Here is a 13,414-nt window from a genome sequence, read left to right as displayed (position 1 = left end):
ACTGAACACACGTGAGAATTTGTCTTGCAAACTTCTGTGGGTTCAATCGAGCTTCCTGATTGGAAGTGGCTCTATTGAAACGATGAAAGGTGACAATTCTGTGAATTAATCGGGCCGTTGTTTCTAGGGTTAATCGGGCCTGTTTCACACAGCTTTCACACTCACTGAGTAAAGAAAAATTTTGATGCTTGATCGCCTGGACCATCCAGCTCAATGAAACCCGTCCCACAGCAACTTGGTGCCGGTGAGGAACATGCCTACGTACACCAGGCGGTAAAACATCAACGGCTGGATGCGCCGGGCAATGCGCACGCCCAGCCACACCCCCATGGGCGCTAAAGGCAGCAACACCAAGGAGGTCGCCAGGTTGTTCAGGTCCAGCAAACCCAACCATGCATAGGGCAGCCACTTGGCCATGTTGATGTAGAAAAACAAGTAAGCCATCGTGCCGGCAAAGACCACGGGCTTGAGTTTGAGTGGGATCGCGTAGGCATTGACCGGTGGCCCGCCTGCATGGGCGATGAAGCTGGTAAAGCCCGAGACGGTCAACAAAATGGCGCCCCACCAGCGTGGCGGCGGCGCACTGTCTGGCTGGGGCGGAAACAGCAAGCGCTGCGCTAAAAACAGCAAAGTGAAACCACCCACCAAGCCCGCAACCCAATGCGGGTTCATGGCTTTGAACAAGAGCGTGCCCAGCGCAATGCCCAGCAAGCCAAAGGGCAGCATGAAGGCCAGCAGCCGGCGATCCACGTCATTTTTGTAGGCGGCCATGCCCAGCACATCCATGAGCAAGAGCACCGGCATCAAGATCGCCGCCGCCTGGGGCACCGAAACCGCCAGCGCCATCATGGGCACGGCCAAAGAGCCCAGCCCTGCGCCGAAGCCACTTTTGCTGATGCCCAGCAAAAGCACGGCGGGCACAGACACGAGGTAGAAGAAGGGATCGGTGTTGAAGGGCAAGTCCACAGCAAGCTTTCAGATGGGGCATCTTAGCTGGCGTGTGAACAGGGCCTGACTCGCCTGCTTCAAAGCGTGGCTTGGTTGACCCTTTGAGACAAGGCTTCGGCGGATTCTTTGCGCTCGCTGTAACGGTCCACCAAGTAGGGTGCGACATCACGCGTCAGCAGGGTGAACTTGATCAACTCTTCCATCACATCCACCACCCGATCGAAATACGCCGAGGGCTTCATGCGACCAGCCTCGTCAAACTCCAAAAATGCTTTGGCCACAGAGCTTTGGTTGGGGATGGTCAGCATCCGCATCCAGCGCCCGAGGATGCGCATTTGGTTGACGGCATTGAAGGATTGAGAACCGCCACTGACTTCCATCACAGCCAAGGTTTTGCCTTGTGTGGGTCGCACCGCGCCCACCGACAAAGGGATCCAATCGATTTGGCTTTTCATGATGCCCGTCATCGCACCGTGGCGCTCAGGCGAACACCAGACCATGCCTTCGGACCACGCAGCCAAAGCCCGCAGCTCTTGCACCTTGGGATGGCTGTCTGGCGAAGCATCGGGCTGTGGCAGGTCCAGCGGATCGAAGACCTTGACCTCGGCCCCCATGGCTTGAAGCAAGCGTGCGGCCTCCAGCGTCAACAGCTTGCTGTACGAGCGCTCGCGCAAGGAGCCGTAAAGCATCAGTATTTTGGGTGGGTGCGTGGATGCCGTGGCGGGGCGCAGCAAAGTTTGCTCTGGCAAGCGCCAGCTGGCCTTGTCCACTTGTGGCAGCGATTCTGTGCTCATGATCAATTCTTGTGTTCTTCTGTAGACCGCGATGTCAGCAGGGCATGCAGCCCCAAGCCCACGCCGGCCCCCACCAGCTCAGCCACGATGAACTCGGGCGCATCGGCAGGCCGGATGCCCGCAAAAGTATTGCTCATCATGCGACCAAAAACCGCCGCAGGATTGGCAAAGGAGGTGCTGGCGGTGAACCAATAGGCAGCGCCGATGTAGCAGGCCACCAAGCCCGAGGCCTTGCCTGCAGGCGAACGCAAGATCACGAACAAGAGGCCCGCCGTGGCCACCGCCTCGGCCAGCCATTGGCCGCCCCCCGTGCGCACCTTGCTCGACCACTGAAAGATGTCCAGACCAAACATGGCGTGCGCCAACCAGGCCCCCAAGGCGGCACCGGCCAACTGGGCCAACACATAGCCCGGCAGCAGCTGGACAGGCAGCTCACGGCGCCAGGCCATCACCAGAGAAACCGCCGGATTGAAGTGCGCACCACTGACGGGGCCCAAGACCTCGATCAACACATACAGCGCAAACACCGTGGCCAGCGTGTTGGCGATCAAAGCCACCGCGGTGTTGCCGGCCGACAGGTTCTCGGCCATGACGCCCGAACCAATGACCGCGCAGAGCAAGGCCGCTGTGCCCAAGCACTCGGCGAGAAATGAACGCCCAGCCCTCATGACGCGGCCAAGCCACGTGCCGTGTTTTGCAGCACCATCTTGTCCAAGCTGGCTGCGGGCAGGTTGATGAACATGTCCAAGCGGCGCTTGATCTGCAGCAGGGTTTGCATGAAGGCTTCGAGCTTTTCGGCTTCGCTGCCTTGCTTTTCTGAGGGGTCTGCATAGCCCCAGTGCGCGGTGGCGGGATGGCCCGGCCAGATGGGGCAAACTTCACCGGCAGCGTTGTCGCAGACCGTGATGATCAGGTCCATTTGCGGCGCATCGGGCAAGGCAAAGTGATCCCAGCTCTTACTGCTCAAGCCGTCGATGGAGACGCCTGCTTTTTGCAGTGTGGCCAGCGCCAGGGGGTTGGGGCTTTGGTTCTCACGCGGGCTGCTGCCCGCCGAATAGGCCTTGAAGCGGCCACGGCCCATGTGGTTGAGCATGGCCTCGGCCAAGATGCTGCGGGCAGAGTTGTGGGTGCACAAAAAAAGCACGTTCAAAGTTTGGGGATCGCTCACGGCAGATTCTTTCTCGGTTAACAAGTGGTGCAAAGCGTGCCCGACGAGACTTCGCAGTCAGCGCCTTGGCAGCAGTTTTGGGTCAGGAAGGCCAACACGGCCTGCATGCGGTGGAACTGGGCCCGGTAGATCAGGTGGCGCCCACTGCGCTCCTGGGTGATCAGGTCCGCATGCATCAACGCTTTGAGGTGAAACGAAAGCGTGTTGGCCGGCAAGCCCATGGACTCGGCCAGCATGGCTGGGGTCAGGCCATCAGGGCCTTTGACGACCAATGACCTGAAGATCTGCAAGCGGTTGGGCTGCGCCAAGGCGGCCAAAGCTTGGATGACGTGTTTTTCTTCCATATTTCGACTGTAATGGAAATATGTGACTGTTTCATGACCGTGCTTGATGCAACGCACAGTGGCACGCCGAACACACGCGTAAATTGTCAAAAGTATCCGCATTTTTCAAAGGTTCAGCCATGACATGGTTCAGTCACCCAACCCGGTTTCTTTTTTTCACAGGCAAAGGGGGCGTTGGCAAAACATCGATCGCCACGGCCACCGCCATCGCCTTGGCGGATGCGGGCAGACGGGTCCTGCTGGTGAGCACGGATGCCGCATCGAACCTGGATGAAATGCTGAACATGACGCTGAGCAACCAACCGCTGGCGGTGCCTGGTGTGCAGGGCTTGGACTTGATCAACATCGACCCCGACGATGCGGCAAGGGTCTACCGCCAACGCGTGATCGCGCAGATGGGCCCTGATGCCACCGCTTTGGAACGCACCACGGTGACCGAGCAGCTGTCGGGCGCATGCACCACCGAGATCGCCTCGTTCGATGAGTTTTCATCTTGGCTGGCCGACAAAAACAGCCCCTACGACCACATTGTTTTCGACACTGCGCCCAGTGGCCACACCCTGCGCTTGCTCAGCCTGCCCAAAGCCTGGAGCGGATTTTTGGCGGGCAACGACCAAGGCGCTTCGTGCCTGGGGCCGCACTCGGGCCTGAAGATGCAAGAAGCACGCTTCAACCAAGCCTTGGTGGCCCTGAGCGACCCCGCTCAGACCTGCGTGGTGCTGGTTGCCCGCCCTGAAAGCAGCGCCTTGGCCGAAGCCGCCAGAACCAGCACCGAACTGCAAGCGCTGGGTTTGTCCCACCAGCGTTTGGTCATCAATGGCGTGTTCCATGCCAGCATGCCCGGTGACGCGGTGGCCCAGGCGGTGCAAGCACAAGGCCAAGACGCCTTGGCCCTCATGCCCGAGGCTTTAAAGGTCTTGCCACAAGACCAAGTGCCACTGCGTGCGCTGGACAACGTGGGCCTGCCCGCCTTGAGGGCCCTGCTCTCGCATGCACCGCCCATGGCCAGCGCGACCCACACCGCAACGCAGCCGATGACCGCGCCGCCGCTGAGCGCCTTGGTAGATCAACTGTCCCGTCAGGACCATGGCCTGATCATGGTCATGGGCAAAGGCGGTGTGGGCAAAACCACGGTCGCAGCGGCACTGGCTTTGGGCTTGGTGGCGCGCGGCAAAAAGGTGCACCTGAGCACCACTGACCCCGCGGCCCATCTGGCGCAAACCTTGCAAGCACAGGTGCCAGACCTGCAGCTCAGCCGCATCGACCCCAAAGCGGAAACCCAGCGCTACATTGACAAAATCATGGCCAGTAAAGGCGCGGCACTCGATGCCGATGAAAAGGCCTTGCTGCTGGAAGACCTCCAGTCACCCTGCACCGAAGAAGTCGCGGTGTTCCATGCTTTCTCACACATCGTGGCCCAGGCACGCAGTGGCTTTGTGGTCTTGGACACTGCCCCCACCGGACACTCCTTGCTGCTCATGGATGCCGCAGGCGCCTACCACCGCCAGATGATGAGCAGCTTCGAAAAGCAGACCGGCACCTCGGTGAATGTGGTGACACCTTTGATGCGGATGCAAGACCCCAAGTACACCCAAATCATCTTGGTCACCCTGCCCGAAGTGACACCCGTGTCGCAGGCGGCCGCCTTGCAAGAAGACCTTCGCCGTGCGCACATCGAACCCTATGCCTGGGTACTCAACCGATCGGTGTGGGCCGCTCACACACAAGACCCTTTGCTGGCCGCACGGGTGCAAGGCGAGGTCCGGCAAATCGCGCGGATCGACAAGGGGCTGGCCAAGCAATGGTTTTCCATCCCCTTTCAAGCCACCCCACCGGTGGGTGTGCCAGCCCTGCAGGCGATCTTGCACACCTGAGCTCAGTGGCTCACTCGTCGAAGTCCCAGATCCGGTGCAGGTCCAGGTTGATCAGGGCCCAGCTTTCGACCAATTCCAGCTGCAGTTTTTGACTCTCGCGAAAGCTCTCTTGCGCCAATCGGCGGTTCTGGATCAGCTCGGTCATGCTGTGCTCGCCCATGGCAAAGGCCTTGGTCGATTGCTGCACGGCTTTGGCCTGGGTGCCGGCCGCCGCCTGCAAGCCGGTCACGGCTTGCCTTTGCAAATTCAAGCTCCACCACCGCGCTTCAAAAGCCGAACCCAAGTCCAGCGTCATCTGCTGCACCTGCTCTTCGAGCTGGTTCGCTTCGGCCAGTGCCGCCGCGGCGTGAGCCTGCCTGGCGGTGCCCGGCAAGGCAAAGCCCAGCGACACGCCCACGATGCGCTCGGCCCCAGCACGCTCACGCGCCGCGTACACCCCCAGCACCGGATCGGGCAGGCGGTCGCGGCCCAAGCGCTCGGCCAGCAAGCGCAGGCGCTGCACTTCGGCGCGGTGTAAATTCAGTTCGTGGTGGTTCTGCAAAAACTCTTGCAGCAGCGGCTGCAGGGCGGGCAAATCTGGCACTTCGCTTGACGCTTGGGGCCAGACCGGCTCAGGCAAACCGGGGTAGCGTTTTTGCGCTTGCGCCCACGCGGCCGTCCACTGCGCTTGCGACACGGCCTGGGCGGCTTGTGCCCGCTGCAGCTCGGCCTGCGCCAAGCTCGCGTCCAGTTGCGAGATGTCGCCTTGCTTCAAACGAAGCTGCGCTTGGCGGTGCAGCGCTTGCGACAACTGCGCTTGCACCTGAGCCCCATCGCGGGCCAGCGCCAGCTGGTGCAGCGCAAACCATTGGCGCATCAGCTCGCGGCTGGCCTCGTGCAAGGCGTCGGCATAGCCAATGCCCGCCACCTTGCGGCTTTGTTCGGCCAGATCGGCATCCAGCCCCGCCTTGCCCCACCAGCGCACCGGGCGCTCCAGGCTCAGCAACTGTTCGTTGAAGCGGCCTCCTGGGTCGATGGCGCGGCGACTTTGCTGGCTCATGCGCAGGTTGAACTCACCAGCGCCCGCCTCGGTGGCACGGGCCTTTTGCAACTGGGCCGCCTGCTGCGATTGCGCGGCCAAAATGCCGTGGCTGTTTTTCACAAGGGTCTGCACCCGATCGGCCGGTGGCAACCACAGCGCCAAGCCGTCTTGCGCTTGCGCACTCAGGCAGACGGCAGCCCAAAGGCACATCGTCAAAAGCTGTTTCATGCGGCACTCCTTCGGGGTTGGCGGATTTGCGCCCAGACATCGGCCAGGCTGCCCAAGGCGCCCCAACGCTCAAAGATCAAGGGCAAGAGCAACAAGGTCAAAGCGGTGGAACTGATCAAGCCGCCCGTGACCACAATGGCCAGCGGTTTTTGAATCTCCGAGCCTGGCCCCGTGGCAAACAGCAAAGGGATCATGCCCAGCGCGGTGATCAGCGCCGTCATCAGCACAGGCCGCAAACGGCGCTCGGCACCCAGGCGCACCACTTGCGCCAAGGCCTCGCCGTTTTGCAGGCGTTCGTTGAAATGGGTGACCATCACCACCCCGTTGAGCACCGCAATGCCCAGCAAAGCGATGAAGCCCACCGAAGCCGGCACCGACAGGTACTGGCCCGACACCGCCAAGGCCACCACACCGCCCACCAGCGCAAACGGGATGTTCAAAAAGATGATGCCCGCCTGCACCACCGAGCCGAAGGTGAAGGTGAGGATCAAAAAGATCAGGCCCATGGCTGCGGGGATGACCACGCTCAAGCGGGCCGCTGCGCGTTGCTGGTTTTCAAACTGACCGCCCCACACCACCTGGATGTCTTTGGGCAAGCCCAGCGCCGCCACGGCTTGCTGGGCATCGGCCACAAAGCCGGTCAGGTCGCGGCCTTCGACCGCGACTTGAATCGTCGTCAAGCGTTGGCTCAGCTCGTGGTCGATGCGGATCGGGCCGTCCCCCGCCTGAATGTCAGCCAACGCACTGGCTGGCCAAGCCTTGCCATCGGGCGCGGTGATGGGCAAATTGCGCAAGGCCTCGGGGCTGCTGCGCACCGTGTCGTTGCCCCGCAAAGTGAGCGCGGTGCGGATGCCACGGTCCAGCACATGGCCCACGGTCTCGCCTTCGAGTTGTTGGCGCAGGGCCTGCTGCACCTGGGCCACGCTCATGCCGGCCTGCCCCACGGTGTGGCGGTTCATGCGCACGCTCAGGTACTGCATGCCTTCGGCTTTGGGCGCGATCACCTCGGCAGCGCCTGGGGTCTTGCGCACCGCCTCGGCCACCTGCTGCGCGGTTTTGGACAGCTGCGCCAAGTCCGACCCAAACAGCTTGATCGCCACATCGCCCCGCGTGCCGGTGAGCATCTCCGAGATCCGCATCTCGATCGGCTGGGTGAAGCCATAGACCAAGCCCGGAAAGCCTTCAAGCACTTCGCGCAGCGCAGCGATGATGTCTTCCTTGCTGCCGCGCCAGGTGTCTTTGGCTTGGAGCACCAAGAAAGTGTCGGTCTCGTTCAGGCCCATCGGGTCCAGGCCCAACTCGTCGGAGCCCACCCGCGCGATGGCCGACTTGACCTCGGGCACTTTGGCCAAAATCGCTTGTTGCACACGGGTGTCGATGTCCATCGAGGCCTCGAGCGAGATGGACGCCGTTTTTTGCAACTGCACCAGGATGTCGCCTTCGTCCAGCGTGGGCATGAAGGTCTTGCCGATCTGGGTGTACAGACCTGCGGCCAGCACCAGCGAAGCCAGCGCCACACCCACCAGCCAGCGCGGATGCCGCCAGCTGGCGTCGCGCCACTTCACATAGGTGCGCAGCAGCTGAACCATCACCCACGGCTCGTGCGCGGCTTGCGGCTTGAGCACCAAAGACGCCAGCGCTGGCACCACCGTAAAAGCCAAAAGCAAGGAAGCCGACAAAGCCATGATGATGGTCAGCGCCACCGGTGAAAACAACTTGCCCTCCAGCCCTTGCAGCGTGAGCAGCGGCAAGAACACCACGCAGATGATGAGCACCCCAGCCCCCACCGGCTTGAGCACTTCGCGCACCGCGTGGAGCACCCGCTCGGTGAGGGTCAGATCGTGGCCCTGCGGCGCATGGGCCAGCTGGGTTTCCACGTTTTCCACCACCACCACCGAGGCGTCCACCAACATGCCCAGCGCAATCGCCAAACCGCCCAGGCTCATCAGGTTGGCGGTGATGCCGGTGTAGCGCATGAGCAAAAAAGTGGCCAGCAGCGACAAGGGCAGCGACACCGCCACCACCAGCGCGGGCCGCAAACCACCCAAGAACACATAAAGCACCACACAGACCAGCACCGCGGCTTCGGCCAAAGCCTTGATCACGGTGTTGGCCGCGCGCGAGACCAGCTCGCCCCGGTTGTAGAAGGTCTTGATCGACATGCCCTCGGGCAGGCGTTGTTGCAGATCATTGATCTTTTGGTCGATCGCATCGACCAGCTCACGTGCATTCACGCCGCGCAGACCCAACACCAGGCCTTCGACCGCTTCGCCGCGCCCATCTTGCGTGACCGCGCCATAGCGGGTGAGCGCGCCTTGGCGCACCACGGCCACATCGTCGAGCAAAATTTTCTGGCCCGAGCGCGGCTGCTCGATGCGGATGGCCCGCAAGTCGTCCAGTGTTTTCACCGCGCCTTCGACCCGCACCACCAACGATTCTTCACCGGCGGTCATGCGGCCTGCGCCGTCGTTGCTGTTGTTGTCCGCCAGCGTTTCGCGCAAGCTGGCCATGCTCACGCCCAAGGCGGCCATGCGTTCGGTTTTGGGCAGCACCTCAAAGGTCTGCACCTCACCGCCCAGGGCGTTGACTTCGGCCACACCCGCAATGGTGCGCAGCTCGGGGCGGATGGTCCAGTCCAGCACACGGCGCTTGTCGGCCAAGGAAAAGTTCTCGCCCTCCACCGTGAACATGTACAGCTCGGACAACGGCGTGGTGATGGGCGCCAGCCCCCCGCTCACGCCCGCAGGCAAGTCGCCCATCACGCCGTTCAAGCGTTCAGACACTTGCTGGCGCGCCCAGTAAATGTCCACGCCTTCGTCAAAGTCGAGTGTGATGTCGGCAATGCCGTATTTGGAGACCGAGCGCACCATGCGCTTTTTGGGGATGCTCAAAAGCTCTTGCTCGATCGGTTTGACCACGCGCTGCTCGACCTCTTCGGGCGTCATGCCCGGGACCTTCAGGATGATCTTGGCCTGGGTCGGCGAGATGTCGGGGAAAGCGTCAATCGGCAGTTGCTGCCAGGCCTGCACGCCGGCCAGCATCAAGATGGCGGCCAGCAACAAGCTCAGGTGGCGGTAACGCAGCGCCCAGCGGATCAAGGCGTCCATGCTCATTCGTCCTTTTGCATCAAGGCGCGCAGCGAAGCCAGGCCCGTGACGGCCACCTGGTTTTTAGCGCTCAAGCTGCCTGTCACCACCGACTGGTCGTCGTTGCTGCTCAAAACCTTCACCAGCGTGGGCACAAAACCTTTGGCGCTGGCCACCATGACCCAGCTTTGCATCTGGTGCGAGATGACCGCACGGGCGGGCACTTGCCAGGCCGCTGGGGCACTGGCGCGGGCCGGGTGCAACTGCACCGGCAACACTTCACCTGCGCTCAAGGTGCCAGGTGTGGTGACCCGCGCACGGGCTTGGGCCTGCTGCGCCGCATCGACCGCGCGGCTGATGCCGATCAAGACGGCCCGCGCGTTGCGCGAGGGCACACTGACCGCATCGCCGACTTGCAGCTGCGCCGCCTTGTCGGGCGAGAGCACCACATCGAGCTGCAACTGGCGCGTGTCGGCCACCTTGAACAAGGGCGCGCCCGCCTCCACCCGTTGCCCCACGCTGACCAGCGTCTGCACCAAGCTGCCGCTCAAGGGCGAGGTCAAACTGGCGCCGGCGTCGTCGGCACCGCCGGCAGGCGCTCCCGAGGAGTGCAGCTCCGCCTGTTTGGCTTGCAGTGCCGATTGGGCCGCCAAGAATTTGTTTTGACTGAGCTGCCAGCGTGCCACCGGGATGATGCCGTCGGCCAGCATGGCCTGGTCACGCGAGAGCGCAGCTTGGGCGTTTTGCAGGTCCAGCTGGGCTTCGCGCAGCTGGCGGCGGGTATCGGCCAATTGCGGACTGCGCCACTGGGCCAGCGGCGCACCGGCTTTGACCGCATCGCCCAAACCGGCATCGATGCGCGTGATCACGCCCGCATAAGGCGCGGCCACCGTGACCTCGCGACCCGGTGGCACCGACACCGTGGCCGAGGCGAGCATGACGCCCGACGATGCCACCTGCACGGGCGCGACACGTACACCAAGGGCGGCCTTTTGCTGGGCATCGAGCCACAACTCGGTGGGCACAGCTTGCGCCCAAGCCATGGACGACGCACTGAGGGCGGTGAAGACGAAAGTGTTGAGCAGTCTGGACATGGCCGACTCTCCTGAAAAACTGAAAAGGGAAAAATCACCGGCTTGCGGTGAGCGGCATCGGCGTGGCGCCGAGGGCTTTTGGAAAAATCAGCGCGGCGGTGCCAAGGCCGGTGGCGGCCAGCCCGATTCGTAGGCACAGGGTGCTGGCCCTGCAAAAAGTGGGCGCTGCCGAAGTCGGCGCTGGTGCGCGGGCCGGGCCAAGCAAGCCCACAACACCCAGCCCAGCAGGCCCATGACCCAAGGCCCATCGTCACCCGTGTGCGGCAAAGACAGCGAGACCCCCAGTGCAGGCGACTCTTCGTCCTCCCACGCATGGACCGAGGCCGATGCTGGTGGCGCTTGCATCGAAGCGCTGTGGGCCACATCCATGCCATCCACATGGAAACCACGCACATGCGAGGCGCCCAAGTGCCCATGCAAAAAGGGCGCGAGGGCGAGCAAAGCCATGAGGACGATCACGACCCCTTGGCGAAGGCTGGCGATGAGGGAGTGGTTGGGCACGGTTTCATTGTAATTTGCGAAAACGCTGGGCGCCATACACCTGGAGCGCGGCGCCACCACACCGAAAGGCAGAGGGCTCACGGATAATGGCCTGATGGACGGAATTCAACCTTGGGGCGCGACCCTGATCTTGCTGGTGGAGCTGGCCGCCACCGCGGCCTTTGCGCTGTCGGGTCTGATGGAGGCTGCACGCAAACAGCTGGACGCGGTCGGTGTGTGCGTGGTGGCTTTTTTAGCGGCCTTTGGCGGCGGCACTTTGCGCGACTTGCTGCTGGACCAGCGGCCCTTCTTTTGGGTGCAACACGTCGAAGTGCTGTGGGGCGTGATGGCCCTGTGCGTGCTGGCCATGCTGTTCATGCGCCAGCGCCATTTTGAAGTGACCGAAAAAGCCATCCTCTGGCCCGATGCGCTGGGCTTGGGTCTGTTCACCGCCACCGGTGTACACCATGCGCTGCAAGCGCTCATGCCCGCTGTGGTGGCCGTGCTCATGGGTCTGATCACCGGGGTGTTTGGCGGTGTGTTGCGCGACATGGTGTGCAACGAGATCCCCACCGCCTTCAAGGACCACCGCCCTTATGCCGTCTGCGCCTTTGCAGGCGGCTGGGTCTATGTGGGCTTGTGGCAGATCGATGCACCCGGCTGGCTGGCCCTGCTGGCCTGCTTGGCCGTGACGGTGGGTTTGCGCGTGTTGGCTGTCTGGCGCAACTGGCGGCTGCCCGCCTGGCGCACCTGACAACGCCCGCCCGCCATGCGCGACCGTTCACCCGCCATGCTCAGTGGCATTTTGTTTGCCTTGGCTGCGGGCTTGATGTGGGGCCTGGTGTTTGTCGGCCCACTGATGCTGCCCGAGTACCCTGCGGCCCTGCACACCTTTGGGCGTTATCTGGCCTTTGGCGTGATCGCCCTGCCCCTGGCCTGGTTTGACCGCGCTGAGCTGCGCCGCTTGACGCGTGCAGACTGGTTGGCCGCCTTGCGGCTGGCTGCCATCGGCAATGTGCTGTATTACCTGTTTTTGGCCAGCGCCATCCAGCGCGCAGGCGGGGCCTTGCCCACCATGATCATCGGCACACTGCCAGTGGTGATCGCGGTCTCGGCCAATGTGCTCCACCAGCAGCGCGACGGGCGTTTGCCATGGCGGCAACTGACGCCGGCGCTGGGGCTCATCTTGCTGGGCATCGCCTGCGTGAACCATGTGGAGTGGCAAGCCCTGGTGCAAAACCCGCAAGCCGACAAGCAGCGCTACATCGTCGGCGCGTTGTTGGCTTTGGGCGCGGTGGCTTGTTGGACCTGGTACCCGCTCAAAAACGCCGACTGGCTGCGCAGCCACCCCGACCGCAACCCGCGCGTGTGGGCCACCGCACAAGGCCTGGCCACTTTGCCTTTGTCATTGCTGGGTTATGGGGTGTTTTGGCTTTGGCAAGCGCAAAGCGGCTCGGCGTTCCCCATGCCGCTGGGCCCACAGCCCCTGGCGTTTGTGGGCTTGATGTTGGCCATCGGTTTGTTCGCCTCCTGGCTGGGCACCCTGTGCTGGAACGCCGCCAGCCAGCGCCTGCCCACGGCCTTGGCCGGGCAGCTCATCGTGTTCGAGACTTTGGCGGCACTGGCCTACGCCTTTGCGCTGCGCGGCCACTGGCCCGAACCGCTGACGCTGGCAGGTATGGCCTTGCTGGTGGTGGGCGTCATCGCTGGGGTGCGGGTCAAGCCGGTGCGAGGTTGATATCGGTCTTTCATGGGTGCCGTTTGCAAGCGTTTCATCAAAAAGGATGCCACACCACCAGCCCCACAGAGTGGCGGCCGATGATGGGCGTCAAATAATATTTGTCGGTCCACCATGCCCCCAGCGCCGCACCGGCGGCGTGCGAGGCGATGTCGAGCATCGAGCTGGAGTGCTTGGCCCCCTTGGACATCTGGTGTGCTTCTGAAATCACAATGCCTGCCGTGCTGAGGGCAAAACCGATCCACGCACGGTTTTCGGAGTCGCTGACGTAATTCGTGACGGCGCCTGCCAACAAGGCGCCGCCTGCCGCATGGCTGAGTTCACTGCTCAAACCGTCATAGGCCTGACAGCTGCCGATGGCACCGCACAAAGCGCCGATCCAAAGTTGTTTCATCGCCATCTCCAGGTCAGATGGCTCATCGCTCACATGCCCCATGGCATGCCGGTGATCGCGCATCGGTCAAATGACCTCCCGTGTTTCTCGGGATGCGTTGGATTTTTCAATGAAGCTTCACCGATCACCGTACGACAGAACACACTTGTTCACGACAAGTAATTCTTAAGGAAGGTGAACCACAAGAAACAGATCAAAAGCCGTGGCTTCTATACCCGTTGATGAATGGACTGTAGCTTTTGAAG

Annotated in this window: 13 protein-coding genes; 3 read left to right on the top strand and 10 right to left on the bottom strand. The window is 62.5% G+C overall.

What is annotated here, in order from left to right:
• Positions 1–210 precede the first annotated feature (210 nt).
• From QLQ16_RS13895 to QLQ16_RS13875, 5 genes are read right to left on the bottom strand one after another with little or no spacing between them, the layout of a single operon-like run.
• Positions 211–966: a sulfite exporter TauE/SafE family protein gene (locus tag QLQ16_RS13895; protein WP_283225264.1), complete on the bottom strand. Its 756-nt coding sequence runs from the start codon at positions 964–966 to the stop codon at positions 211–213.
• A 59-nt stretch (positions 967–1,025) separates the two neighbouring features.
• A complete protein-coding gene (gene arsH, locus QLQ16_RS13890) occupies positions 1,026–1,742 on the bottom strand; it encodes an arsenical resistance protein ArsH (RefSeq protein ID WP_283225263.1) in 717 nt (238 codons plus the stop codon).
• A gap of 2 nt (positions 1,743–1,744) precedes the next feature.
• Positions 1,745–2,410 (bottom strand): aquaporin, encoded by a 666-nt coding sequence (locus QLQ16_RS13885; protein ID WP_283225262.1) that lies wholly within the window; start codon positions 2,408–2,410, stop codon positions 1,745–1,747.
• A complete protein-coding gene (locus QLQ16_RS13880) occupies positions 2,407–2,910 on the bottom strand; it encodes an arsenate reductase ArsC (RefSeq protein ID WP_283225261.1) in 504 nt (167 codons plus the stop codon). Before QLQ16_RS13880 ends, QLQ16_RS13885 begins: the two co-directional genes overlap by 4 nt.
• Before the next feature lie 17 nt (positions 2,911–2,927).
• Entirely contained in the window at positions 2,928–3,254 is a 327-nt protein-coding gene (locus QLQ16_RS13875; protein ID WP_283225260.1) for an ArsR/SmtB family transcription factor, read from the bottom strand.
• Positions 3,255–3,373: 119 nt separating this feature from the next.
• Between QLQ16_RS13875 and arsA the strand changes: the two genes are divergently transcribed.
• Positions 3,374–5,128 carry an arsenical pump-driving ATPase gene (arsA, locus tag QLQ16_RS13870; RefSeq protein WP_283225259.1) on the top strand — a complete coding sequence of 585 codons (1,755 nt, stop codon included), beginning with the start codon at positions 3,374–3,376 and terminating at the stop codon, positions 5,126–5,128.
• Between the two features lie 10 nt (positions 5,129–5,138).
• On the opposite strand, the gene QLQ16_RS13865 is transcribed toward arsA, so the two are convergent.
• From QLQ16_RS13865 to QLQ16_RS13850, 4 genes are all read right to left on the bottom strand, one after another.
• Positions 5,139–6,377 (bottom strand): TolC family protein, encoded by a 1,239-nt coding sequence (locus tag QLQ16_RS13865; protein WP_283225258.1) that lies wholly within the window; start codon positions 6,375–6,377, stop codon positions 5,139–5,141.
• Complete coding sequence (locus tag QLQ16_RS13860) at positions 6,374–9,490, bottom strand: efflux RND transporter permease subunit (protein WP_283225257.1); 3,117 nt, start codon at positions 9,488–9,490, stop codon at positions 6,374–6,376. Before QLQ16_RS13860 ends, QLQ16_RS13865 begins: the two co-directional genes overlap by 4 nt.
• Entirely contained in the window at positions 9,487–10,557 is a 1,071-nt protein-coding gene (locus tag QLQ16_RS13855; RefSeq protein WP_283225256.1) for an efflux RND transporter periplasmic adaptor subunit, read from the bottom strand. The genes QLQ16_RS13860 and QLQ16_RS13855 overlap by 4 nt, the downstream gene beginning before the upstream one ends.
• Positions 10,558–10,644: 87 nt before the next feature.
• On the bottom strand, positions 10,645–11,058 hold the full coding sequence (locus QLQ16_RS13850) for a hypothetical protein (protein WP_283225255.1): 414 nt from the start codon (positions 11,056–11,058) through the stop codon (positions 10,645–10,647).
• 94 nt (positions 11,059–11,152) lie between these two features.
• Between QLQ16_RS13850 and QLQ16_RS13845 the strand changes: the two genes are divergently transcribed.
• Together QLQ16_RS13845 and QLQ16_RS13840 are read left to right on the top strand one after the other, a co-directional pair.
• Complete coding sequence (locus QLQ16_RS13845) at positions 11,153–11,791, top strand: trimeric intracellular cation channel family protein (protein WP_283225254.1); 639 nt, start codon at positions 11,153–11,155, stop codon at positions 11,789–11,791.
• Positions 11,792–11,827: 36 nt separating this feature from the next.
• Positions 11,828–12,775, top strand: coding sequence for a DMT family transporter (locus QLQ16_RS13840; protein WP_283225347.1), 948 nt, complete (start codon positions 11,828–11,830; stop codon positions 12,773–12,775).
• Positions 12,776–12,812: 37 nt separating this feature from the next.
• On the opposite strand, the gene QLQ16_RS13835 is transcribed toward QLQ16_RS13840, so the two are convergent.
• On the bottom strand, positions 12,813–13,169 hold the full coding sequence (locus tag QLQ16_RS13835; RefSeq protein WP_283225253.1) for a hypothetical protein: 357 nt from the start codon (positions 13,167–13,169) through the stop codon (positions 12,813–12,815).
• Positions 13,170–13,414 lie beyond the last annotated feature (245 nt).

It is taken from the genome of Limnohabitans lacus (assembly GCF_030053395.1).
In the GTDB taxonomy this organism is placed as follows: Bacteria; Pseudomonadota; Gammaproteobacteria; order Burkholderiales; family Burkholderiaceae_C; genus Limnohabitans_A; species Limnohabitans_A lacus.
This window is presented reverse-complemented; position numbering and strand designations above follow the sequence as displayed.